Source organism: Pseudonocardia sp. ICBG601, assembly GCF_020496245.1.
The window spans coordinates 436,568-460,261 of record NZ_JAHLJA010000150.1 but is presented as its reverse complement, the minus strand read 5'-3'; the positions used below and the strand labels follow the sequence as shown (position 1 = coordinate 460,261).

At 76.1% G+C, this 23,694-nt stretch carries 18 protein-coding genes; 11 read left to right on the top strand and 7 right to left on the bottom strand.

Going from position 1 to position 23,694, the window contains the following annotated elements:
- Positions 1–68: 68 nt before the first annotated feature.
- Positions 69–998, top strand: coding sequence for a hypothetical protein (locus tag KPL57_RS47795; RefSeq protein WP_226357085.1), 930 nt, complete (start codon positions 69–71; stop codon positions 996–998).
- Positions 992–1,345 carry a GntR family transcriptional regulator gene (locus tag KPL57_RS47790; RefSeq protein ID WP_062394920.1) on the top strand — a complete coding sequence of 118 codons (354 nt, stop codon included), beginning with the start codon at positions 992–994 and terminating at the stop codon, positions 1,343–1,345. The genes KPL57_RS47795 and KPL57_RS47790 overlap by 7 nt, the downstream gene beginning before the upstream one ends.
- A gap of 16 nt (positions 1,346–1,361) precedes the next feature.
- On the opposite strand, the gene KPL57_RS47785 is transcribed toward KPL57_RS47790, so the two are convergent.
- Entirely contained in the window at positions 1,362–2,570 is a 1,209-nt protein-coding gene (locus KPL57_RS47785) for an acyl-CoA dehydrogenase family protein (RefSeq protein ID WP_226357084.1), read from the bottom strand.
- A gap of 225 nt (positions 2,571–2,795) precedes the next feature.
- Here KPL57_RS47785 and fdhA point away from each other — a divergent pair, with 225 nt between their 5' ends.
- The gene (fdhA, locus tag KPL57_RS47780; protein ID WP_226357083.1) at positions 2,796–4,010 is read left to right on the top strand and encodes a formaldehyde dehydrogenase, glutathione-independent; all 1,215 of its coding nucleotides are present in this window, start codon (positions 2,796–2,798) and stop codon (positions 4,008–4,010) included.
- Between the two features lie 43 nt (positions 4,011–4,053).
- Here the strand turns inward: fdhA and KPL57_RS47775 are convergent, their stop codons facing one another.
- Positions 4,054–4,896: an NAD(P)-dependent oxidoreductase gene (locus tag KPL57_RS47775; RefSeq protein ID WP_226357082.1), complete on the bottom strand. Its 843-nt coding sequence runs from the start codon at positions 4,894–4,896 to the stop codon at positions 4,054–4,056.
- 40 nt (positions 4,897–4,936) lie between these two features.
- Positions 4,937–5,959: an iron-siderophore ABC transporter substrate-binding protein gene (locus KPL57_RS47770; RefSeq protein WP_226357081.1), complete on the bottom strand. Its 1,023-nt coding sequence runs from the start codon at positions 5,957–5,959 to the stop codon at positions 4,937–4,939.
- Between the two features lie 89 nt (positions 5,960–6,048).
- On the opposite strand from KPL57_RS47770, the gene KPL57_RS47765 reads away from it, so the two are divergent.
- The gene (locus KPL57_RS47765) at positions 6,049–6,789 is read left to right on the top strand and encodes an HpcH/HpaI aldolase/citrate lyase family protein (RefSeq protein WP_226357080.1); all 741 of its coding nucleotides are present in this window, start codon (positions 6,049–6,051) and stop codon (positions 6,787–6,789) included.
- Between the two features lie 4 nt (positions 6,790–6,793).
- Here the strand turns inward: KPL57_RS47765 and KPL57_RS47760 are convergent, their stop codons facing one another.
- The 4 genes from KPL57_RS47760 to KPL57_RS47745 all read right to left on the bottom strand — a co-directional run bounded on the left by KPL57_RS47760 (position 6,794) and on the right by KPL57_RS47745 (position 13,159).
- Complete coding sequence (locus KPL57_RS47760; protein WP_226357079.1) at positions 6,794–7,957, bottom strand: VanZ family protein; 1,164 nt, start codon at positions 7,955–7,957, stop codon at positions 6,794–6,796.
- A 54-nt stretch (positions 7,958–8,011) separates the two neighbouring features.
- On the bottom strand, positions 8,012–8,995 hold the full coding sequence (meaB, locus tag KPL57_RS47755; protein ID WP_226357078.1) for a methylmalonyl Co-A mutase-associated GTPase MeaB: 984 nt from the start codon (positions 8,993–8,995) through the stop codon (positions 8,012–8,014).
- Positions 8,996–9,077: 82 nt separating this feature from the next.
- The gene (gene scpA, locus KPL57_RS47750; RefSeq protein WP_374203881.1) at positions 9,078–11,288 is read right to left on the bottom strand and encodes a methylmalonyl-CoA mutase; all 2,211 of its coding nucleotides are present in this window, start codon (positions 11,286–11,288) and stop codon (positions 9,078–9,080) included.
- A complete protein-coding gene (locus tag KPL57_RS47745; RefSeq protein WP_226357077.1) occupies positions 11,285–13,159 on the bottom strand; it encodes a methylmalonyl-CoA mutase family protein in 1,875 nt (624 codons plus the stop codon). Before KPL57_RS47745 ends, scpA begins: the two co-directional genes overlap by 4 nt.
- A gap of 316 nt (positions 13,160–13,475) precedes the next feature.
- Between KPL57_RS47745 and KPL57_RS47740 the strand changes: the two genes are divergently transcribed.
- The 7 genes from KPL57_RS47740 to KPL57_RS47710 all read left to right on the top strand — a co-directional run bounded on the left by KPL57_RS47740 (position 13,476) and on the right by KPL57_RS47710 (position 23,676).
- Positions 13,476–13,970 (top strand): DUF3237 domain-containing protein, encoded by a 495-nt coding sequence (locus KPL57_RS47740; RefSeq protein ID WP_226357076.1) that lies wholly within the window; start codon positions 13,476–13,478, stop codon positions 13,968–13,970.
- A gap of 43 nt (positions 13,971–14,013) precedes the next feature.
- Complete coding sequence (locus tag KPL57_RS47735) at positions 14,014–14,619, top strand: sulfite oxidase-like oxidoreductase (RefSeq protein WP_226357075.1); 606 nt, start codon at positions 14,014–14,016, stop codon at positions 14,617–14,619.
- Positions 14,620–14,621: 2 nt separating this feature from the next.
- Positions 14,622–15,338, top strand: coding sequence for an FAD-binding oxidoreductase (locus tag KPL57_RS47730; protein ID WP_226357074.1), 717 nt, complete (start codon positions 14,622–14,624; stop codon positions 15,336–15,338).
- A gap of 67 nt (positions 15,339–15,405) precedes the next feature.
- Positions 15,406–16,335 (top strand): alpha/beta hydrolase, encoded by a 930-nt coding sequence (locus tag KPL57_RS47725; protein WP_226357073.1) that lies wholly within the window; start codon positions 15,406–15,408, stop codon positions 16,333–16,335.
- Between the two features lie 242 nt (positions 16,336–16,577).
- Positions 16,578–21,239, top strand: a complete 4,662-nt coding sequence (locus KPL57_RS47720) for a Pls/PosA family non-ribosomal peptide synthetase (RefSeq protein ID WP_226357492.1) — start codon at positions 16,578–16,580, stop codon at positions 21,237–21,239.
- Positions 21,236–21,937, top strand: a complete 702-nt coding sequence (locus tag KPL57_RS47715; protein ID WP_226357072.1) for a BPL-N domain-containing protein — start codon at positions 21,236–21,238, stop codon at positions 21,935–21,937. Before KPL57_RS47720 ends, KPL57_RS47715 begins: the two co-directional genes overlap by 4 nt.
- Positions 21,934–23,676 (top strand): heparan-alpha-glucosaminide N-acetyltransferase domain-containing protein, encoded by a 1,743-nt coding sequence (locus KPL57_RS47710; protein ID WP_226357071.1) that lies wholly within the window; start codon positions 21,934–21,936, stop codon positions 23,674–23,676. The genes KPL57_RS47715 and KPL57_RS47710 overlap by 4 nt, the downstream gene beginning before the upstream one ends.
- The last annotated feature ends 18 nt before the right edge of the window (positions 23,677–23,694 follow it).

Here is a 23,694-nt window from a genome sequence, read left to right as displayed (position 1 = left end):
GGGATGCGCAGACATGATTGTTCTAGTACATTGCGAACAAGTTCGGATCACTCGACGAGAGGGACGTCATGACCACACCCGTCGCGCACACGAGCCGTCGCCGGCTCCTCGCCACCGCCCCGGCCACCGCGCTGACCGTCGCGGGCCTGGCCACCCTGGTGGCCACCCAGCCGCCCGGCCGGACGCTCCCGAGCACCCTCGCGGTGGTCGTGGTGGGCCTGCTCGCGATCGGGCTGCCGCTGCTGCGGCTGCGCTCCGGGCGGCCCGACGTGGAGCGCCGCGCCGTCGGCACCGCCTGGGCCTTCGCCGTCATCGTGTGGTGGGTGCCCGGCACCCGGCTGGCCCCGCAGGTACCCGGCTGGGCCTGGACCGTCGGCGTCCTGGCGGCGGTCGCCGCCGCCTACGGCGTCGGACACCTGCTGGCCGGACCGGACGCCCCGCGGCCGTCGGCGACCGGCAGCGCCCCGGCCGGCGCGGTGCGCACCCCGCTCGCGCCCGGTGAGCGCTACCTGTGGGCCCGCACCGTGCTGTCCCGCCCCACCCTGGTCGTCGCGGCCGTGCTGCTCCTGGCGGCGGTCGCCCAGCTGCTGGCCGGTGGCAGCGCGGTGCTGGTCGTCGTGCTCGTCGCCGCCGCCGTCGTCTCGACCGCACTGACCGCCGTCGCCCGGGTCCGCGTCGACGGCGACGGGGTGCACGTCCGGCAGGCGCTGCTCGGACGGCCGCTGGCCGAGGCGCCGCTCGCCGAGGTCCGCGGCGCGCGGTCGGAGCAGCTCGACCCGGAGCGGTTCGGCTGGAACGAGTACGGCGTCCTGCGCCGGTCGCCGTCCGTGCTCGGCTACCGCGCCCGGCGGGCCGGGGAGGCGCTGGTGCTCGACCTCACCGACGACCGCCGGTTCGTCGTCACGGTGCCCGACGCCGCCACCGCGGCCGGGCTGGTCAACGCCGAGCTCGACCGGCGCGCCGGGCACGGCGCGGCCGGCGCCGCACCGTCGTGCTGATCCGGGTCGACCCGTCGTCGCCGGTGCCGCTCGGGGACCAGGTCGCGGCCTCGGTCCGCCGGGCGGTCGCCGACGGCCGGGCCGCCGCCGGGGACCGGCTGCCCCCGGCCCGGGAGGTCGCGGGCGCGCTGGGGATCAACCTGCACACCGTGCTGCGCGGCTACCAGCAGCTGCGCGACGAGGGCCTGGTCGACCTGCGGCGCGGCCGGGGGGCCGTGCTCACCGAGCGGGCCACCGGCGGACGCGCCGAGCTGGAGCGCAAGGCCGGTGAGCTGGCCGAGCTCGCCCGGCGGCTCGGGCTCGACGAGTCCGACGCCCTCGGCGCGGTGCGGGCCGCCTTCCGCTGACGCCGCGGCGCCGCCGTCAGCCGAGCGGGCTGCGCGGCAGCAGCCGGTCGGAGATGATCTTGCGCTGGATCTCGCTGGTCCCCTCGAAGATCGTGGTCAGCCGGGCGTCGCGCCAGTGCCGTTCCACCTGGTGCTCGGTGGTGTAGCCGTTGCCGCCGTGCAGCTGGATGCCGTCCGCGGTGACCTCGGCGGCCATCTCGGTGGCGAGCAGCTTGACCATCGCCGCCTCCCGCTCGCAGGGCTCGCCGAGGTCGAGCCGGTGCGCCACGTTCTGGTAGAAGGCGCGGGCCTGCTCGACCCGGGCGGCCATCGTCGCGAGGGTGAACCGGACGGCCTGGAAGTCGCCGATCGGGTGCTCGAACTGGTGGCGTCGCTGCAGGTAGCGCACGCAGTCCTCGACGGCGGCCCTGGCGAGCCCGACCGCCCGCGCGGCGGTGTGCACCCGGGCGATGTTCAGCCAGGACTGGGCGTCGGCGAAGCCCTCGCCGCCGGCGCCGAGCTGGTTGCCGACCGGCACCCGCACACCGTCGAACTCCAGGTCCCAGGTGACGAAGCCGTGGTAGCCGATCTTGTCGATCGGGCGGCCGGTGATCCCGGCGGGGAAGGTGTCTCGCTCCTTCTCCACGACGACCGTCGCCAGGCCCGCGGAGCGTTTCTCCCCCGGCGCAGGGTCGTCGGTGCGCACCAGCACCTGGATGAAGTCGGCGGCCTTGGCGTTGCCGGTCCAGCGCTTGTGCCCGGTGATCACGAACTCGTCGCCGTCGCGGACCGCGCGGGTCTCCACCCCGGCCAGGTCGGACCCGGCGTCGGGCTCGGACAGCGCGATCGCGCCGATCCACTGCCCGCGGGCCGACCGGCGCAGCAGCTCCGCACGGCGCTCCGGGTCGGTGACGGCGGTCCCGGCGCCCTGCGCGCGGGCGATGATCGACCCGACGCTCATCCACGCCCGGGCCAGCTCCTCGGCGACCATGCAGTACTCGAACGCCCCGAGGCCCAGCCCGCCGTGCCCGCGGTCGACGGTGATGCCGAAGTAGCCCAGCTCGCCCATCTCGTCGAGCAGGTCGCGCGGGATCTCGCCCTTGCGCGGGTCCAGCTCGTCGGCGACGGGCAGCACCCGGGTCGCGGCGAACTCACGGGCCTGCTTCTGCAGCGCCTCGCGCTCGGGGGTGTGGTACGGCGCGGTGAGTACCGGGACAGGCGGCTCGAGAAGATCGTCACTGGCCATGGGCGCAGTATCACCCGTCCCGGCCGCCCCCGCCCGGACCGGACCCGGCCGTCGGCACAGGGACCGCTGCGGCACGCATCGCCGCGTGCGCATGTCCGCACGGGGTGGGAGGGTCGGCAGCGGGCGACGCGGCCGGACCCGTGGGGGCGCGGGATCGGTGTGGCCGCGGCGCCGCCGCGCGGCCGCGACCGCGGTCCGCGCGTCCACGCAGGAGGGGAGCGCACCATGCCCGACAACCGCGTCGTCGTGTACAAGGGGCCCGGCGAGGTCGCCGTCGAGTCGATCGACTACCCGAAGCTGGAGCTGCCGTCCGACGTCGTCGACGGTCTCGGCATCCAGCGGAAGGCTCCGCACGCGGCGATCCTGAAGATCGTCACCACCAACATCTGCGGGTCCGACCAGCACATGGTCCGCGGCCGCACCACCGCACCGGTCGGGCAGTCGCTCGGCCACGAGATCACCGGCGAGATCGTCGAGGTCGGTGACGACGTGCTGTTCGCGAAGGTCGGCGACATCTGCTCGGTGCCGTTCAACATCGCCTGCGGGCGCTGCCGGATGTGCAACGAGGGGAGGACCGGCGTCTGCCTGAACGTCAACCCGGCCCGTCCCGGCGCCGCCTACGGTTACGTCGACATGGGCGGCTGGGTCGGCGGCCAGGCCGAGTACGTGATGGTGCCCTTCGCCGACTTCAACCTGCTGCGCTTCCCCGACCGCGACCAGGCACTGGAGAAGATCCTCGACCTGACGATGCTGTCGGACATCTTCCCGACCGGCTACCACGGCGCGGTGACCGCCGGGGTCACCACCGGGTCGACGGTCTACGTCGCCGGTGCCGGGCCGGTCGGGCTGGCCGCGGCCCACGCCGCGCAGCTGCTGGGGGCGGCGGCGGTCGTCGTCGGGGACATGATCCCCGAGCGGCTCGCGCAGGCGCGCAGCTTCGGCTGCGAGACGGTCGACCTGTCCGGCGACGGCACCCTGGCCGAGCAGCTCGAGCAGCTGCTCGGCGAGCCCGAGGTCGACGCCGCCGTCGACGCCGTCGGGTTCGAGGCCCGCGGGCACGGCAAGGATGCCGGGGAGGCGCCCGCGACCGTGCTGAACTCGGTCATGGAGGTGACCCGGGTCGGCGGCGCGCTCGGCATCCCGGGGCTCTACGTCACCGGCGACCCGGGTGCCGCCGACGACAAGGCCAAGGAGGGCACCCTCGGCGTGCGGATCGGCCTGGGCTGGGCGAAGTCGCACAGCTTCACCACCGGCCAGTGCCCGGTGAAGAAGTACAACCGGCAGCTGATGCAGGCGATCCTGTCCGACCGGGCGCAGATCGCGAAGGCGGTCAACGCCACCACGATCACGCTGGACGACGCCCCGCGCGGCTACCAGGAGTTCGACGGCGGCGTGGCCCGCAAGTTCGTGATCGACCCGCACGGCAGCGTCGCGGCGTGAGACCGGCCGGGTCCGGCGCCGCCGTCGCGGTGCCGGGCCCGGCTCACCCGCCCGCCCCGGCCGCGCGCCGGTAGAGCTCGGCGGCGGCGCGGGAGAAGCCGTCGGGCACCCCGGCGGCGGCGAACGCGTCGGCCGCCTCGTCCATCTCCCCCGCCCAGCGCCACGCCTTCCCCGCCATCCGCTCGCGGGCGCGGACCAGCGCGGCGGCGTGGTCGACCCCGGCCCGGTCCAGCTCGGTGTGCAGCGCATCGGTGACGCCGAACGCCGCGGCGGCCTCCTCCAGCGCCAGCCACAGCATCGGTGCGGCCTTGCTCTGCAGCGCGAAGCAGGCCTTCAGCCCGCTCGCGGCGCCCAGGTCGGTCCCGGCGGTGCCGAGCACCCGGGCGTCGAACGGGCCGGGCTCGAACAGGGTGGCGGCGGTGTCCGCACCGGGCCCGGACAGCCACAGCGTGGTGGTGCCCGCCGTCCAGGCGGGCGGGCCGATGACGGCGCCGTCGCAGACCGTCGCGCGGTCGCCGAGCAGTGTCGCGATGCCGCGGACGGTGTCCGGGGACACCGCGTTGGCCTCGACGTAGAGCGGGCGGTCGGTGCGCCCGGCCAGCCCGGCGCCCACCAGGCCCGCGACCTCCCGCGCGGCGTGCGGCGGGCAGATCGACACGATCACGTCGGCCCGGGCCGCGAGGTCGGCGACGGTCGGCACCGCCTGCAGGTCGGCCAGCTCGGCGCGCTTGGCGGTGGCGTGCGAGCGGCCGGCGTCGGCCCAGATCACCGCGCCCGCGCGGGCCTTGAGCGCCGAGCCGAGCGCGGCGCCCATCGCGCCGGGGTGCAGGACCCCGACCACCGGGCGGGCGGGCAGGGACACCGGCTGCGCGGACGGCGACGACATGGGGTGATGATGGCACCCCGCCCCACCCGTCCCGGCGGACTCACCCCGTCCCGAGTGCGGCGGCCAGATCGTCGAGCACCACGCGCGCGGCCTGCGGGCCCGCGTTGAGGAACCAGGTGTCGTCGTCGACGGCGGTGGTGTGCCGGTCCCGGACCGCGCCGAGCGAGGCCCCGACCCCCTCGGTCAGCAGGGCCGGGGGCGCGGCGCCGGGAGCCGCGCCCTGGACGCCGTAGAAGATCCATCCGCCGTCGGCCCGGCCGAGCTCCTCGGTGGACAGGTCCCGCGAGGTCGCGGCGAAGCGCTGGCTCTCCGGCCGGGCGATCCCGGCGTCGGCGAGCAGCGAGCCGGGGAAGGAGCCGACGCCGAAGACCCGGACCCGGGTGGACTGGATGCGCAGCAGCGACACCTCGACCGACCCGGCGCGCGCGCCGACGGCGCGGGCCCGCCCGGCGAGGTCGTCGACGAGCGCCTGCGCGGCACCGGCCCGGCCCAGCGCGGACCCGACCAGCAGCAGGTCGGTCTTCCAGTTCACACCGTTGCCCCGGGTCATCACGGTCGGCGCGATCGCGGACAGCTGGGGATAGAAGTCCTTCGCCCCGGCGACGTTGGCCAGGATCAGGTCCGGGCGCGCCGCGGCGACCGCCTCGATCGCCGGGTCGGTGCGCAGGCCGACGTCGGCCATCGCCGCGAGCCCGGCCCGGTACTGCGGGAACGCCGCGGTGAGGTAGCCCGGGACCATCGTGGCCGCCTCGGCCCGGGTGGACCCGACGGGGACGACGCCGAGGGACAGCAGCCCGTCGAGCTGCCCGGTGGAGATGACCACGATCCGCCGGGGCTCGGCCGGGATCGTCGTCGTGCCCATCTCGTGGGTGACCGTGCGCGGGAAGACGCCGTCGGGCTCGGGCGAGCCCTGCCCGGCGGGCAGCGCGGTGGGGGCCGCACCGTCCCCGCCCGCGGGCGCGGGGGTCTCGGTGGCACCGGCGCCGCAGCCGGCGAGCAGGACCAGGCACAGCGCGGCGACCACGGCACGGACCACGACACGGACAGGGAAGGTGAGCCTCACCTGCACATCCCAGCCGACCGGAGCGCGGCACACAACGAGACGACGGTCTCGACTGGCGTGTCGGGTGGGCGGGGCGGCACGGTCGTCGCATGACCCCTGATCCCCTGTTCACCGGCGACGCGGTCGGTGGCTGGCTGCAGCTGCCCTCCCCCGCCGTCGCCGAGATCGCCGGCTCCGTCGGGTTCGACCTGGTCTGCGTCGACACCCAGCACGGCCTGATCGGCGACGACACCGTCCTGGGCATGCTGCAGGCCCTGTCCGCGACGGGGACGCCGTCGCTGGTGCGGGTCCCCGGCCACGGTGCCGAGGGCATCGGGCGGGCCCTGGACCGGGGCGCCGACGGCGTGATCGTCCCGCTGGTCGACACCGCCGAGCAGGCCGCGGCGGCGGTCGCGGCGTGCCGCTACCCGCCCGACGGGGTGCGCAGCTTCGGGCCGGTCCGCCCGTCGTGGCAGGGCCGGGACGTGTTCGCGCCGCCGCGCACGGTGGTGATGGTGGAGACGGTCGCGGCGGTGGCGAACCTCGCCGACATCGTGGCCGTCGACGGGGTCGCTGCGGTGTTCGTCGGGCCGTCGGACCTGGCGCTGGCGCACGGGCTCCCGCTCGCCGCCCAGGGCGACGGCGGCCCGGAGTCCGACCTGCACGCCGAGCTGGTCTCCGGGATCGCCGCGGTGTGCGCGGGGGCCGGGGTGCCGGTGGGGATCTACTGCGACTCCCCCGCGCACGTGCGCCGCTTCCGGGCGCTGGGGTGCACGTTCACGATGCTCGCCGCCGAGCAGGCGATCCTGCGCTCGGCGCTGGCGGACAAGCTGGCCGACGCCCGGCCCTGAGCGGTCAGCCCGCGGAGCGGTCGGGCGCCGCGGGACGGTCGGGCGCTGCGGGACGGTCGTCCGGGGCGGTGCGGGCGGGCTCCCGGGCGTCGACCATCGTGAGCCCGGTGAGCCGGCCGGCCACCCCGCGGTGGCCGGTGCTGCGCCAGAGCCCGACCAGGCCCGCGATCCCCCACAGCAGCCCGAGCACGCCGAGCGCGCCGGACGGCCCGGACAGCAGCAGGAACCCACCGGTGCCGAGCAGTGCCCGGGCGAGGCGGCGTCCGCGGCCGGGGACGCCGCCGCCGGGCAATGCCGGGCGCAGCCGCACCGCGCGCTGGCCGACCGTGCCGCCGCGGCCGAGCAGCGGCACGACCAGGAACGCCAGCAGCGGCACCCCGAAGCCGACGACGGAGTTGGCGGTGTCGTACCAGTCCGGGAACGGTGCCCGCAGCCCGGCGACGACGGTGGCCCCGCCGAGCAGCAACGACCCGAGCAGCGCCCCGGTCGCCCACACCGCCATCAGGTCGCACACCGCGCCGAGCAGGCGTCGTCCGCCGGTGACCGGCGCCGGGCGGTCCGGGTCGCCCGTGGCGTCCCACGAGCGGGGCCGCAGCAGCATCGCGGCGAGCCCGCCGAGCAGGGCGCCCGCGGTGTTGGCGATGAGGTCGTCGACGTCGGCGAGCCGGTAGGCGCACGGGAACAGGAACCAGTTGCCGGTGTACTGGGTGGCCTCGACGAGCAGGGACACCGCGAACCCGGCGGCCACGGTGACCGGCAGCGAGCGGCGGAACACCCCGCGCAGGAACCAGCCCAGCGGCGCGAACAGCGCCACGTTGAGCACCACCTGCTGCACCGCGGCGTTCGCGAGCCAGGCCCGCACCCCGGTCGCGTCCTGGCGGGCGGCGATCCGGGTGATGTCGCCGACGAAGGCGAACGGCCGGGTCTGCAGCGAGTCGGCCGCGGTGCGCCCGGCGCAGAACGCCGCGTCGACCTGGGGCAGCGGGAGCAGGGTGTAGCCGAGGATGGCCAGCCCGTACACCGGGACGGCGACGAGCACGGCCAGCTCGCCGGGCCCGAAGCGGCCGCGGCGGCGGTAGGTCAGCGCGACGGCGGGGACGAGCACGGCCAGCACCAGCGCCGACCCGAGCCCGATCGCGAGCACCCCGGGGATGATCCGGTCGTTCACGGTCGCCGACGTTAGCGACCGTCCGGGCTGCGCCCGGGGACCGAAACGGGTGGTTCAGCCCAGGACGTCGAGGATCTGCTGAGCGGCGAGGGTGGGGGTGAGGCCGCCGTCGCGGACCTCGGCGGTGAGCTTCGGGAGCCGCTCGGCCGTCGCCGGGTCGTGCAGCACCCGGTCCATGAGCCGGTCGCGCACCATCTGCCACATCCACTCGACCTGCTGGTCGGCGCGCCGGGTCGCGAGCTCGCCGCCCTTGTCGAGGGCCTCCCGGTGGGCGGTGACCTTCTCCCACACGGTGTCCAGGCCCTTCCCAGTCTGCGCGGAGCAGGACAGCACGGGGGTGCGCCAGTGCGCCGAGGTGGGGGTCATCATGTGCAGCGCGCCGGCGAGCTCGCGGGCCGCGGCGCGGGCGTCGCGCTCGTGCGGGCCGTCGGCCTTGTTGACGGCGACGACGTCGGCGAGCTCCAGGATGCCCTTCTTGATCCCCTGCAGCGCGTCGCCGGTGCGGGCGATGGTCAGGAACAGGAAGGTGTCGACCATCCCGGCGACGGCGGTCTCGGACTGACCGACCCCGACGGTCTCGACGAGGACGACGTCGAACCCGGCGGCCTCCATGACGACCATCGTCTCCCGGGTGCGGCGGGCGACCCCGCCGAGCGTGCCCGCCGAGGGCGACGGCCGTACGAACGCGTCCGGGTCAACGGCCAGGCGCGGCATCCGGGTCTTGTCACCCAGGATGGACCCGCGGGTACGGGTGGACGACGGGTCGACGGCGAGGACCGCCACCCGGTGGCCCCGGCCGGTGAGCGTGGAGCCCATCGCCTCGATGAAGGTCGACTTCCCGACCCCGGGCACCCCGGAGATGCCGACCCGCACCGCGTGCCCGGCCTTCGGGGTCAGCTCCAGGAGCAGCTCCTGGGCGGCCCGCTGGTGGTCGGGCCTGCTGGACTCGACCAGGGTGATCGCCCGGGCGAGCAGGGTGCGGTCGCCGGCCAGGACCCCGCGGGCGAGCTCCGCGGGGTCGGGGACGCGAGGGGCCATCGGCGGGACTCTCCTTGCGGGTCGGCACCGCGCCCGGTGCGCGGGGAGGCGCACCGGGCACGGCGACGGCGGCGGGCGTGGCTCAGTCGGCGTAGACGGTGCCGGCCTGCGCGGACGTGTCCGGCTCGTCGTGGCCGAGCGCGGCGGCCAGCTTGCCGAGCAGGTCGACCGCGGCCTCGGCGATGACCGTGCCGGGCGGGAACACCGCGGCCGCGCCCATCTCCAGCAGCTCCGGCACGTCCGCGGGCGGGATGACCCCGCCGACGACGACCATGATGTCGTCGCGCCCCAGCTCGGCGAGCTCGCGGCGCAGCTCCGGGACCAGCGTGAGGTGCCCGGCGGCCAGCGAGCTGGCGCCGATCACGTGCACGTCGGACTCGGCGGCCTGCTTCGCGACCTCGGCCGGGGTCTGGAACAGCGGCCCCACGTCGACGTCGAAGCCGATGTCGGCGAACGCGGTCGAGATGACCTTCTGGCCGCGGTCGTGGCCGTCCTGGCCCATCTTCGCGACCAGGATGCGGGGCTGGCGGCCCTCGTGGCCGGCGAACTCGGAGACGAGCTCGCGGGCGCGGTCGATCGCCGGGTTCTGCCCGGCCTCGGCGGAGTACACACCGGAGATGATGCGGATCTGTCCGGCGTGGCGGCCGAAGACCTTCTCGAGTGCGTCGGAGATCTCCCCGACCGTGGCCTGGTCGCGGGCCGCGTTCACGGCCAGCTGGAGCAGGTTCTCGTCGTCGGAGCGCGACGAGCCCTCGGCGATCTTCTCCGCGGCGCCGGTGAGCGCGCGCAGCGCCTCGTCGACGGCGCGGTCGTCGCGGTCGGCACGCAGCCGGGCGAGCTTGTCGAGCTGCTCGCGGCGGACGTTCGCGTTGTCGACCTTGAGCACGTCGATCTGCTCGTCGGCCTCGACGACGTACTTGTTGATGCCGATGACCGGCTGGCGGCCGGAGTCGATCCGGGCCTGGGTGCGGGCCGCGGCCTCCTCGACGCGCATCTTCGGGATGCCGGCGTCGATGGCCTGGGCCATGCCGCCCGCCTTCTCGACCTCGTCGATGTGCGCCCACGCCCGCTTCGCGATGTCGTAGGTGAGCTTCTCGACGTAGTACGAGCCGCCCCACGGGTCGACGACGTTCGTGGTGCCCGACTCCTGCTGCAGCAGCAGCTGGGTGTTGCGGGCGATCCGGGCGGAGAAGTCCGTCGGCAGCGCGAGGGCCTCGTCGAGGGCGTTGGTGTGCAGCGACTGGGTGTGGCCCTGGGTCGCGGCCATCGCCTCGATGCAGGTGCGGACGACGTTGTTGTAGACGTCCTGGGCGGTCAGCGACCAGCCGGAGGTCTGCGAGTGCGTCCGCAGCGACAGCGACTTGGCGCTCTGCGGCTCGAACCGGTTCACGAGCTTCGACCAGAGCAGGCGCGCGGCCCGCATCTTGGCGACCTCCATGAAGAAGTTCATGCCGATCGCCCAGAAGAAGCTCAGCCGCGGCGCGAACTTGTCGATGTCCAGGCCCGCGTCGACCCCGGCCCGCAGGTACTCCACGCCGTCGGCGAGGGTGTAGGCGAGCTCCAGGTCGTTGGTCGCCCCCGCCTCCTGGATGTGGTACCCGGAGATGGAGATCGAGTTGAACTTCGGCATCTTCCGGCTGGTGAAGCTGAAGATGTCGGAGATGATCTGCATCGACGGCTGCGGCGGGTAGATGTAGGTGTTGCGGACCATGAACTCCTTCAGAATGTCGTTCTGAATGGTTCCGGTCAGCTTCTCGGGGCTCACGCCCTGTTCCTCGGCGGCGACGATGTAGAGCGCCAGCACCGGGAGCACGGCGCCGTTCATCGTCATCGACACCGACATCTTGTCCAGCGGGATGCCGTCGAAGAGCTGGCGCATGTCGAGGATCGAGTCGATCGCGACACCGGCCATGCCGACGTCGCCGGAGACGCGGGGGTGGTCGGAGTCGTAGCCGCGGTGGGTGGCCAGGTCGAACGCGATCGACAGGCCCTTCTGCCCGGCGGCGAGGTTGCGCCGGTAGAACGCGTTGGACTCCGCGGCCGTGGAGAACCCGGCGTACTGGCGCACCGTCCACGGCTGGTTGGTGTACATCGTCGGGTACGGCCCGCGCAGGTACGGGGTGATGCCCGGGTAGGTGTGCAGGAAGTCGACGCCGGCGAGGTCGTCGGCGGTGTAGAGCGGCTTGACGCCGATCCCCTCCGGCGCCTCCCAGACGTCGGCGGAGCCGGTCCAGGCGGTCGCGGGGGTGGTGTCGCCCAGGAGCGGCACGCCGGTGAAGTCGGGAATGCTCACTTCGAGCCCTCCAGGTGGGTGTACACGTCGTCGAGGACGGCGAGGGCGTCGCAGCCGGCGAACAGGTAGCCGTCGACACCGGGCACCTCGTCCTTCGGCTTCCCCGCGAGCAGGATGCGCGCGGCACCGGCCTCGCGCAGCGCGGCGGCGGTCTCGGCGGCCCGCTCGTCGTAGAGCCTGTCCGAGGAGCAGAGCACCACGACCGGCGTGCCGTCCTTGCCGTAGGCCTCGACGACGTCGGCGGTGGAGTCGGTCGGGCCGGCGTCGACGGTGTCGACGCCACCGGCGGCCAGCAGGTTGCGGGTGAACCCGGCGCGGGCGGTGTAGACCGCGAGCGGGCCGAGGGTGGCGAGGAAGGCGGTGGGGCGCGAGCCCGTCTCGCCCAGCAGCGCGTCGGAGCGGTCCCGGTGGGCCTCGTAGGCCTCGGCGGGGCGGTAGAGCGGCAGCCCCCCGCGCTCGACGGCCGGCGGCAGCGGGGTGCGCTCGACCGGCTTCTCGTTCAGGTCGGGGAACTCCGAGACGCCGGTGAGCGGCGTCCTCCGCCTCGCGACGTCGGCCTCGCGACGGGCGCGGACCTCGCCGACCCGCTCGGCGACCAGGCCGGAGTCGAGCGCGGCGACGGCGCCGCCCGCGGCCTCGATCTCGACGAAGAACTCCCAGGCCAGCCGGGCGAGGTCGTCGGTGAGGTGCTCGATGTACCAGGAGCCGCCGCCCGGGTCGATGACCCGCGCCAGGTGCGACTCCTCGACGAGCAGGTTCTGGGTGTTGCGGGCGACGCGGCGGGAGAACGGCTCGGCGACGCCGAGGGCGGCGTCGAACGGCGGCACGGTGACCGCGTCGGCCCCGCCGACGCCCGCGGCGAACCCGGCGACGGTGCCGCGGAGCATGTTGACCCACGGGTCGCGGCGGGTGAACAGCGCCTCGGGGACGGTGGCGTGCTGGGTCTGCGGCACGTCGGTGACGCCGGAGGCCTCCAGCACCCGGGCCCACAGCCGCCGGCCGGCGCGCAGGGCGGCGATCGTCGGGAACTGCTCGGGGGTGGCGGCGTAGCGGAACTCGAGCAGCCGGGCCGCGTCGGCGACGGCGATCCCGGCCGCGTCGAGCACCCGCAGGTAGGCGACGCCCGCGGCCAGGGACCAGCCCAGCTCCTGGGCGTCGGAGCCGCCCGCCTCGCGGATCACGGTCGCGTCGACGGTGACCGCGGTGACCTTGCCGAAGGTGCCGTGGACGCGGCGGGCGACCTCGACGACCGAGTCGACGTCCGGGCCGGACCCCGCGCGGGCGCGCAGCCCGATCGGGTCCACGCCCAGCGAGCCGAGCAGCTCGGCGTCCTCGACGCCGTTGCGCGCGGCCAGGTCCAGATAGGCGTGCGCGGCGGCGACCTGCTCGGTCCCGGCGTCGAGGGCGACCCCGGCCAGGTCCAGGTGCACGCCCTCCAGGGCGCGCGCCAGGTCGGCGACGGCGACGCCGCCCTCGCCCACGCGCAGCCACACCGAGGTGACGCCGCACTCCAGGTCGGCCAGCACGGCCTCGCGGACGGCGGCCGGGTCGGTGCCGGCGTGGCGCTGGCGGATGTCCCAGCCGTCGGGAACGTGCCCCTCGGTGCGGGCGCCGCGGGTGAACGGCCACGACCCCGGCACGCCGGTGGGCGGCAGGTCGGTGGTGTCCTCGTCGGCGTAGAGCGGCGCGACACGGATGCCGTCGGGCGAGGTGCGGGTCAGGGTCTCGACCCCGGCCCCGAGCTCGGCGTCCTCGCCGATCCGGCCCGACTTGCGCACCACCGCGTCGGCGGCGGCGAGCCACTGGTCGCGGGTGACCGGGTCGAAGGCGCCCGCCAGGACCAGCTCCTCCGGCTCCACCGGACCGTCCACGGCAGAGCCCCCCGGACCGGCTGCGCGGTCGACCGCGCTGCGGTCACTGTCCGTCATCCGCTCTGTTCTCCTCACCGGCCCGCGGGGCGGCCTCGTTGCCCGCCGGATGGCGCCGTCGTCGACGCCACCGAAGTGCAGCGGAGTCTAGTGAGCCGGTGCCGCCGGGGGCATGCGCTGTGGCGAGGCGCGCACGGCCTGTGATGCACCCGACTGGCGCAGCGGGACCGTCCGGGGGCCTCGCGGCGTACACCCGGCGGTTCCCCGCCGGTAGTCCTCATGGGTAGCCCCGGGCGGCCCCGGACGCCAGTCTGGGGCCGTGTCGACTCCCGGACCCGCACCCGCCGTCCCCGGGCTGACCCAGGTCGCCCGCGTCCACGTCCTGCTCGACCCGCCGCTGGAGGTCGGCCGGACCCCGTTCGGCCGGGAGCGGGAGATCCCCATCGTCGGCGGCACGGTCTCCGGGCCCGGCCGCGACGGCGAGGGGCTGCACGGCGAGGTGCTCCGCGGCGGCGCCGACCGCCAGCGGGTGCTCGACGACGGCACCGCCGTGATCGACACCCGCTACACCGTGGCGCTGCGGTCGGGGCACCTGTTGCAGCTGGCGACGGCGGGCTACCGGACCGGCCCGGCCCCGGTCCTCGACGCGCTGCTCGCCGGGGAGCCTGTCGACCCGGCCCGCTACTACTTCCGGGTCGTCGTCGACGCCCGGACCGCCGACCCGGACCTGGCCTGGCTCAACACCGCGGTGCTCGTCGGCTCCGCGGTCCGCACCGCCGACGCGGTCGCCTACGTCGCCTACCTCGTGACCTGAGACGGGCGGGAACAACCGGGGGTGGGGGTGCATTGTGGTCGGCATGCCCCCCGTGACCCGAGGATTCGTCGGGCGCAGGCCGCGGGACCGGCGGCTGCCACCCGGCCAGTACGACGCCGGTGACCAGTGGCCGGTGCTGACCGCCGAACGCGCCCCCACCCTGGACACCGCCCGCTGGACCTTCCGCATCGACGGCCTCGTGCAGCGCCCGGTCGAGTGGACCTGGGACGAGATCCGCGCCCTGCCCCGCGAACGCTGGTACGGCGACATCCACTGCGTCACCACCTGGTCGAAGTTCGGGATGCGCTGGAGCGGGGTCGCGGTCGACACGCTGCTGGAGGCCGCGGGGCCGCTGCCGGAGGCGCGGTTCGCCGTCGCGCACTCGCACTCGGGCTACACCACGAACATGCCGCTGTCCGACCTCACCGGCGGCCGGGCGTGGCTGGCGTTCGAGGCGCAGGGCGCGCCGCTGACCCGCGAGCACGGCGGCCCGGCGCGGCTGCTGGTGCCGCACCTGTACTTCTGGAAGAGCGCGAAGTGGGTCGCCGGGCTGCGCCTGACCGCCGAGGACGAGCCCGGCTTCTGGGAGCGCAACGGCTACCACGACCGCGGCGACCCGTGGTCCGAGCAGCGCTTCCAGGGCGACTGACCGTGGACACCACCCCGCGGCGGACCCTGCGCTGGCAGGCCGCGACCGTGCTGTCGGTGCACGACGAGGCCCCGGGGGTGCGGACGTTCCGGCTCGGTCTGGCCGAGCCCGCCACGCACCTGCCGGGCCAGTACTACGTGCTGCGCCTGACCGCCGAGGACGGCTACACCGCACAGCGCTCCTACTCGGTGGCCTCCGCGCCCGACGGGCGGCCGGAGATCGCGCTGACCGTCGAACGTCTCGACGACGGCGAGGTGTCGGAGTTCCTGCACGACGTCGCCGTCGTCGGGGACGTGCTGGAGGTCCGCGGGCCGGTCGGCGGCTGGTTCGCCTGGGACGGGGTCTCCCCCGCGCTGCTGGTCGGCGGCGGCTCCGGCCAGGTCCCGCTGGCCGCGATGCTGCGTCACGCCCGCGCCACCGGCCGTCCCGACCTGGTCCGGATGCTGGTCTCGGTCCGCACCCCCGACGACCTGTTCTACGGCGAGGAGCTCACCGGTCCCCCGGTCACCACGGTGTTCACCCGGACCGCCCCGCCCGGCGCGGACCGCCCGGCGGGCCGGCTCACCCTCGCCGACCTCGCCCCGCTGGTCCGTGGCGGGGAGACCGCGTTCGTGTGCGGCTCCCCCGCGTTCGCCGCCGCCGCGGCCGACCTGCTCGCCGCCGCCGGGGTCCCCGACCACGCGATCCGGATCGAGCAGTTCGGGCCGACCGGGGCCTGACCCTGCGGCCCGCCGCGGGGGTGCGGCAGGATGACGCCGCCCCGCCCGCGCACCGCAGGAGCCGACGATGACCGTCACCCCCGCCGAGACGTCGTTCCCGAGCGGCGGGCTGCGCTGTGCGGCCTGGCACCTCGCCCCGGCCGGCGACGCGCTCGCGAACGACCGCGGCCGCCCCTGCGTGGTCATGGCGCACGGCTTCGGCGCCACCCGCGACTCCGGGCTGCTGCCCTTCGCGCAGCGTTTCGCCGCCGCGGGCTGCGCGGTGCTCGTGTTCGACTACCGCGGGTTCGGCGCCTCCGACGGCACCGGCGACCCCCGCCTGGACCAGGACGTCCACCACGGCAGGCACCGCGCCGACTACCACGCCGCGATCGCGCACGCCCGCACGCTGCCCGGCGTCGACCCCGAGCGGATCGTGCTGTGGGGCAGCTCGTACTCCGGCGGGCACGTCGTCCCGGTCGCCGCCCGCGACGGGCAGGTCGCCGCGGTGATCTCCCAGGGCGCGGCGATGGACGGGACCGCCGCGCTGCTGGAGATCCTGCGCTACGCCGGGCCCGGGCAGCTGGCCCGCCTCACCGGGCACGGGCTGCGCGACGCCGCCGCCGGGCTGCTCGGACGTCCGCCGCACCGGATCGCGGTGTTCGGACCGCCCGGGTCGACCGCGGCGATCACCTCGCACGACGCCGAGAGCGGCTACTCCTCGATCACCGGGCCCGGGTTCCGCAACACCATGCGGGCCCGGGGCGCGCTGCGGATCCCGCTGAACCGGCCGGTGACGGCGGCGGCGCGGCTGCGGGCGCCGATCCTCGTCGTCGTCGCGGCGCGGGACTCGATCGCGCCGCCGGCGTCGGTGCGCGCGGTGGCCGCGCGGGCCGGGGCGGGCTCGGAGGTGCTGGAGCTGCCGTGCGGGCACTTCGACATCTACCTCGGCGCGATGTTCGAGCGGTCCGTGACCGCACAGGTGGACTTCCTGCGCCGCACGCTCGCCGTCGTCTGACTGGGCCGGACGGAGGACCCGGAGGCCCCGGCTGGGGCAGCGCGGCCTGTGAGCGGCCACACTCCGTAAAAGTGAGTACCTGTCGCTTACTCGCTCGCCGTAACAGGCCCCCGCCCCCGTGGCGATGTCACGGGGGACCACGGCGGCCTCACCGGTCCGTACCCCTGAACCCACAGGGTGCTCCCCAGCTTCGACCGGAGGAAGCGTTCCGTCGCCGTGTAGGGAGATGACGGCACGTGACGATGTCCCCGCCCCGCGCGGGGGTCGCCGTGGCGCGCCCGGCCCCGGCCGGTGCGCCCGCGCGGCACCCGGACCGCCTGCACCGGTTCTTCGAGGCCACGGTCGCCCGGACCCCGCGGGCGGTCGCGCTGCAGGACGGCGGCCTGGAGCTGACCTACGCCGAGCTGGACGCGCGCGCGAACCAGCTCGCCCGCCACCTGGCCGGGCTCGGCGCGGGCCCGGGCCGTCGCGTCGGGATCCTGCTGCACCGGACCTGGCGGACCTACGCGGTGCTGCTGGCGATCGGCAAGACCGGCGCCGCGTTCGTCCCGATCGACCCGGCGGCCCCGGCGGACCGGGTCGACTACATCCGCGACGACGCCGGGCTGGACCTGCTGGTCACCACCTCGGACCTGGCGGGCGAGCTGCCCACGCCCGGCCTGGTGCTGCTCGACACCTGCGTCGACGCCGTCGCCGCGCTGCCCCGTCACCCGCTCGCCCCGGTCGCGGTCGACCCGGACCCGGCGCCGCTGGCCTACATCATCTACACCTCGGGATCCAGCGGGCGGCCCAAGGGCGTCGCGATCGCCCACCCGAGCATCTGCAACTTCGTGCACGTCATCACCCGCGTCTACGACGTCCGCCCGCACGACCGCGTCTACCAGGGCATGACGATCTCCTTCGACTTCTCGATCGAGGAGATCTGGCCGACCTTCGCGGCCGGGGCGACGCTGGTGGTCGGGCCGACGGACTCGCGCCGGATCGGCGCGGAGCTGGGCGACTTCCTCGCCGACACCGGCGTCACCGTGCTGTGCTGCGTGCCGACCCTGCTGGCGACGATCCCGCGGGAGCTGCCCGCGCTGCGCACCCTGCTCGTCGGCGGCGAGGCCTGCCCGGCCGGCCTGGTGGAGCGCTGGGCGCGCCCCGGGCGGCGGATGCTCAACACCTACGGCCCCACCGAGACCACCGTGACCTGCACCTGGGGCGAGCTGCACCCGGGGAAGCCGGTCACGATCGGGCGTCCGGTGCCGACCTACTCCGCGGTGATCCTCGACGACACCCTGCGCGAGGTCCCCCGCGGTGAGGTCGGCGAGCTCTGCATCGGTGGCCCCGGGGTCGGCATCGGCTACGTCAACCTGCCGGAGAAGACCGCGGACCGGTTCGTCCGCCACCCCGCGGCGCCTGCGAACGGCGACGGGCGGCTCTACCGCACCGGTGACCTCGCCCGGTTCGACGAGCACGGCGAGATCGTCTACCTGGGCCGCGCCGACGACGAGGTCAAGATCCGCGGGCACCGCGTCGACCTGGGCGAGATCGAGACCGTCGCGCTGGAGCACGCCGACGTGGAGAGCGCCGTGGCCGCGGTCGCGAAGACCGACGACGGCACCGGTGAGGAGCTGACCGTCTACGTCGTCCCGGCTGCCGGACCGGGCGGGCCGGTGGACCGGGCGGCGCTGTACGAGCTGCTGCGGACCCGGCTGCCCGAGTACATGGTGCCCGGCTACGTCGAGGTGCTCGACGCGCTGCCGATGATGCCCAGCGGCAAGGTCGACCGGCCGAAGCTGCCTGCCCCGTCCGGGCCGCGGATCGTGGTGGCCCACGGCCCGCACGTCGAGCCGTCGACGGAGCTGGAGACCGGGGTCCGGGCGGTGCTCGCCGAGGTGCTGGCGCTCGACGCCGGCCAAGTCTCGGTCACCGCCGACTTCTTCGACGAGCTCGGCGGGCACTCGCTGCTCGCCGCCCGGCTGGTGACCCTGCTGCGCGAGCGCGGCGTCGGCCGTTCCCCCGCGGTGCGCGACCTGTACGAGCACCCGACGGTCCGCGGCCTGGCCGCGGCGCTGGACCCCGACGCGGCGGGCGACGGCGGCGACGGCTCCGTGCCCCCGCCCCCGCGCCCGGAGCCGCTGCGCCACTCCCGGCGCCGCTACTCCGCCGCCGGGACCGCGCAGGGCGCCGCGCTGTTCGTGCTGATGCTGGTCATGACCCTGCCCGCGGCCGGGGTGTACGCCTGGCACGGCGGCCGGGTCGCCCCGGACGTGCTGGCCCAGCTCGCCCTCGGCGCCACCGCGATCTTCCTGCTGCAGCGCTGGCTGCTCGCCCCGCTCGCGGTGCGCGCGCTCACCGCCCGGGTCGCACCCGGCCGGTACCCCATGTGGGGACGGGTGCACCTGCGCCTGTGGGCCGCGGACCTGCTGCTGTCGATGTCGCCGCTGCCGGTGCTGTCCGGCGGCCCGCTCGCCCCGGCCTACCTGCGGATGCTGGGCGCCACCGTGGGCCGCGACGTGCACCTGGGCACCTCGGTGCTGTCGATGCCCGCGCTGCTGCGGATCGGCGACGGCGCCACCGTCGGCTACGGCGCCGCGCTGCGGCCCTGGACGCTGGCCGACGGCTGGGTGACCGTCGCCCCGATCGCGGTCGGCGAGGGCGCCCACGTCGGCGCCAGCGCGGTCGTCGAACCGGGTGCGGTGGTCGGCGCGGACGCCGTCGTCGGGGAGCAGTCCGCGCTCGCCGCCGACCAGGTGGTGCCGCCCGCCGAGCACTGGGCCGGGTCCCCCGCGGTGCCCGACGCCGCCGACGCCGCGGTCGCCGAGCTGACCGAACGCGGCCCGGCGCCGTCCTGGACGCGGCCGCAGCGGGCGGCCGCGCTGGCCGGGATCGTCGCGCTGGAGCTGGTGTCGCTGCTGGCGCTGGTCCCGGCGGTGCTGCTGGTGTGGTCGTCGCTGCTGCTGTTCGGCGACGGCCCCGCCCTGCTCGTCGCCGCCCTGGTCGGGCCGGTGTTCGTGGTGACGGTGTGCGTGCTGGTGGCCGTCGGCCGGTGGGCGGTCGCGCCCCGCACCGGGCCCGGGGTCTTCCCGGCGCGCTCCGCGCTGGGGCTGCGCAAGTGGTTCGGCGACAAGCTCCTCGAGATGAGCCTGACCTACACCAACTCGCTGTACTCGACGCTCTACACGGTGGGCTGGCTGCGGCTGCTCGGCGCCCGGATCGGGCGCGGCGCGGAGGTGTCCACCGCCTCGCACATCGACCCGGAGATGCTGACGATCTCCCAGGGCAGCTTCGTCGCGGACATGGCGAGCGTGGGCAGCGCGACCTTCCACAACGGCTGGATGGTCCGTCGTCCGACGCTGGTGGGGCGGCGCGCGTTCGTCGGGAACGCCGCCGTCGTCCCGGCCGGGTCGACGCTCGGCGACGAGTCGCTGATCGGCGTCGCGACGGTGCCCCCGGCGTCGGGCGTGCCGCGCGACACCACCTGGCTGGGGTCCCCGGCGATGCACCTGCCGGTGCGCCAGGACTCCGGGGACCACCCGGAGTCGCTGACGTTCGCGCCGTCCCGGCGCCGCGTCGCCGAGCGGCTCGGCATCGAGTTCCTGCGGGCCACGCTGCCCGCCTCGGCGATCTCGGTGTCGATCTACCTGTTCCTGCAGGGGCTGTCCGACGTGGCCCGCACCGGCGCGGCGTGGCAGGTCGTGCTGGCGGCACCGGTGCTGGCGCTCGCCTCGGCGCTCGCGCTGGTCCTGCTGGTCGCGGCGGTGAAGTGGCTGGTCGTGGGCACCTACCGGCCGCGGACCGAGCCGCTGTGGAGCCGGTTCGTGCGCCGCTCGGAGTTCGTCACCGGGCTCTACGAGGCCTCCGCGGTCCCCGGGCTGCTGAGCATGCTGTCCGGGACCCCGTTGCTGCCGCCGATGCTGCGGCTGCTCGGCGCCCGGATCGGGCGCCGGACCTGCGTGTCGACGACCTACCTCACCGAGTACGACCTGGTGGAGATCGGGGACGACGCCGTCGTCGGGCGGGACGTGTCGCTGCAGACCCACCTGTTCGAGGACCGGGTCATGAAGATGTCGACGGTGTCGGTCGCGGACGGCGCCTCGGTCGGGGACCGGGCGATCGTGCTCTACGACGCCGTCGTCGGCGCCGGGGCGCGGCTCGACCCGCTGTCGCTGGTGATGAAGGGCGAGCACCTGCCGCCCGGCTCCCGCTACCGGGGCATCACCGCCCGCGCGGTGCCCGACGCGGCTCCGGCCGACGCGGCACCGGCCGTGCTGCCCGCCGTGCCGCCTGCCGTGCCGCCTGCCGCGGCACCGGAGACCGTGGCCGGGACCGTGCGGGTCGCGGCCGTCGACCCGGAGCGCACGATGGTCCTCACCCGGGTGCAGGGGGCCGACGACCCGGGCCGCACGCTGCTGATGCGCTCGGTCCTGGCCGGGCGCCAGGTCCCGCGCCGCGGGAGCACCGGCCGGCACCGCGCGGGTGCCGCCGGCTCGGCCGGTGCCCCCGCGACCGGGCCCGCCGGCGCCGGGCACGGCCGCCGTGCCCCCGCCCGGCCGGGCGGCACGCCCCGTGCGCGGCACCGCCACGCCGCCGCGGGCCACGGCGACCGCGTGGGCGCGGTCGTCGGTGCGGGCGACGGCGGGCCGGGCCGCCCGGCGCGTTCCGCGGAACGCGGACCGACCACCGGGGCAGGTCCCGTCGCACGCGGCCAGGTGCCCGCAGCGCGTTCCGCGGAACGCGGACCGACCACCGGAGCGGGTCCCGCCGCACCCGGCCCGGCTCCCGCGGCGCGTTCCGCGGAACGCACCGCACGGGCCCTCCCGGCCGTGCCGCCCCGGCCGGAACCCGGGACGGCCCCGCCTCCGGTGCCGCAGCAGCGCGACCACCACCCCGTCCGCTCCGGGCCGGGCCCGCGGTGAGCCTGTTCGGGCGGCTGCTCGGCCGCCGCGACCCGGCCCCCTCCGGTGGCGACCGCCCGGTGGCGCTGGTCTACCGCGGACCGGCGTCGCAGCCGACGGGGTGCGCGGAGTCGGTGGCGGCGCTGCTGGGGTCGTCGCGGCACGGGTTCGACGTGCACTACACCGGCCCGCGCGAACGGCTCCCGCTCACCGCGGACACCCTCGCCCGCGCCACGCTCTACGCCCAGCCCGGCGGCGGCACCCTGTCCGCGGCGTGGCGCACGATGCGGCCCGCGGCCGGCCCGCTGCGCGACTGGGTCGGCGACGGCGGCCGCTACCTCGGGTTCTGCCTGGGCGGCTACCTGGCCGGGGCCACCCCCGGGTTCGGCCTGCTGCCCGGCGACACCGACCGCTGGATCGACTCCCCCGGCGCCACCGTCGGCCACGACGGCGACGCCCTGGTCCGACTCGACTGGCGCGGCCGCGACCGCACCCTGTTCTTCCAGGACGGCCCGCACTTCCTGCTCGACTCCGGCACCGTCCTCGCCCGCTACCCCGACGGGCTCGTCGCCGCCGCCGTGACCCCGTTCGGGCACGGCCGGATCGGCGTCGTCGGCCCGCATCCCGAGGCCGGACCCGACTGGTTCGCCGACGCCGGGCTGCATCCGGCCGACGCCCGCGACCTCGGGCACCAGCTGATCGACGAGGTTCTGACATGACCCGACCGCAGCCGCCCGGCAGCCACCGCCGCGGCGCCGACCGCCCCGCGCCGCCCCGCCCGCCGGTGCCCGCCCTCGTCCCCGCACCGGGCGCGCCGTCGACCACCCCACCGCGGCCGCACACCGCCTCGCCGCACACCGCGGCCTCGTCGGCGGAGCGGCACACCGCAGCCCCGTCGAACACGGCCCCGTCGAACGCGGCCCCGTCGAGCGCGGCACTCCGGACGGACGCGCCCCGGCGCAGCGGCACCGGCACCCACCGGGCCCCGGAGGGACACCCGGACGCCGCCGCCACCCGGACCGCGAGCCGGCCGCGCCGGCCGTCCGGTCCGCCCGGTGCCGCGCCCGGGAGGACCGTCGCCGTCCCGGCCCCCCGCAGCCCGGGTCCTCCGCAGGGCCCGTCGGTACCCGCGCGGACCCTGCGCGCCGCGGCCGCACCACCGGACACCACCGAGACCACCACCGTGCTCCCGGCCACCACCCGGGCCGCGCCCGCCCCGCCCGCGGCTCCCCCGGCCGCGCCGGAGCCCGCGCCACCCCGTGAGCGCGGCTCGCGCCTGCTCGGCGTCGACGCCACCCGCGGGGTCGCGCTGCTCGGCATCATCGCCGTGCACGCCCTCGTCGAGGCCACCGACGACGGCACCCCCACGCCCATATACCTCGTGTTCGGCGGCCGCTCCGCGGCGCTGTTCGCCGTCCTCGCCGGGGTCTCGTTCGCGTTCATGACCGGCCGCGCCCGGGTCCGCACCGGCCCGGACCTGCGCGCCGCGGCGGCGATGCTCGCCACCCGCGCCGGTGTCCTCATGGTGCTGGCACTGGCCCTGAGCTGGACCGACCCGTCGATCGCGGCGCTCATCCTCCCCTACTACGCGATCGCGTTCCTGCTCGCGATACCGCTGGTCGCGCTCCCGACCCGGGTCCTCGCGCCGCTCGCGGTACTGCTGTGTCTCGGGGTGCCGGTCCTCTCGCACCTGGTGCGCCCGTTCCTGCCGGTGCCCGACCTCGGCAACCCCTCGGTGCTCGACCTCGTCACCGACCCCGGCGCGCTGCTGTCGGAGCTGACCCTGACCGGCGCCTACCCGGCGGTGGTCTGGCTCGCCTACATGGCGGTCGGGATCGTCGTCGGACGCCTGCGGCTCTCGGACCGGCGCACGGCGGCGGCGCTGCTGGGCGGCGGCGTCGTCGCGGCGACGGCGGCCACCGGGCTGTCGATGTGGCTGCTCGGCCCGGGCGGCGGGTACGCCGCGATCGCCGCGGTGAGCCCGCCGGAGATCCTCGACAGCGCGCCGACGATCGCCGACGTCGTCACCGGCTACCCCGACGGCGTCACCCCCACCTCGACGTGGTGGTGGCTGGCGACCGTCGCGCCGCACTCGGGCACGCCGCTCGACGTCGTCCAGACCACCGGGTCCGCGCTCGCCGTGCTCGGCGCGGTCCTGCTCCTGGCCTCGGTCACCGTCCGCGGCGCCGGCCCGCTGCTGGGGCACCTGCTGCGCCCGCTCGCCGCCGCCGGGTCGATGACGCTGACCCTCTACGTCGGCTCGATCCTGTTCATGAACTCCCCGCTCGACGACCTGGGCCCCTGGGAGGGCTACCTGTGGCAGATCGCCGTCGCGGTCGGGATCGGGCTGGCGTGGCGGCGCGCGGTCGGGCGCGGACCCCTGGAGACCGCCGTGTCGGCGCCCGCACACGCCGTCCGCGACCGGCTGCGCGGCCGGGTCCGCGATCGGGTGGCGTAGCCGGGCGGCGCCGCACGC

Excerpts from the sequence above, each read along its gene's own strand:
- meaB (WP_226357078.1), bottom strand. The coding sequence starts at position 8,995 with ATGGCCCCTCGCGTCCCCGACCCCGCGGAGCTCGCCCGCGGGGTCCTG.
- KPL57_RS47785 (WP_226357084.1), bottom strand. The coding sequence starts at position 2,570 with ATGGCCAGTGACGATCTTCTCGAGCCGCCTGTCCCGGTACTCACCGCG.
- KPL57_RS47765 (WP_226357080.1), top strand. The coding sequence starts at position 6,049 with ATGACCCCTGATCCCCTGTTCACCGGCGACGCGGTCGGTGGCTGGCTG.
- KPL57_RS47795 (WP_226357085.1), top strand. The coding sequence starts at position 69 with ATGACCACACCCGTCGCGCACACGAGCCGTCGCCGGCTCCTCGCCACC.
- KPL57_RS47720 (WP_226357492.1), top strand. The coding sequence starts at position 16,578 with ATGTCCCCGCCCCGCGCGGGGGTCGCCGTGGCGCGCCCGGCCCCGGCC.
- KPL57_RS47725 (WP_226357073.1), top strand. The coding sequence starts at position 15,406 with ATGACCGTCACCCCCGCCGAGACGTCGTTCCCGAGCGGCGGGCTGCGC.
- fdhA (WP_226357083.1), top strand. The coding sequence starts at position 2,796 with ATGCCCGACAACCGCGTCGTCGTGTACAAGGGGCCCGGCGAGGTCGCC.
- KPL57_RS47775 (WP_226357082.1), bottom strand. The coding sequence starts at position 4,896 with ATGTCGTCGCCGTCCGCGCAGCCGGTGTCCCTGCCCGCCCGCCCGGTG.
- KPL57_RS47710 (WP_226357071.1), top strand. The coding sequence starts at position 21,934 with ATGACCCGACCGCAGCCGCCCGGCAGCCACCGCCGCGGCGCCGACCGC.
- KPL57_RS47735 (WP_226357075.1), top strand. The coding sequence starts at position 14,014 with ATGCCCCCCGTGACCCGAGGATTCGTCGGGCGCAGGCCGCGGGACCGG.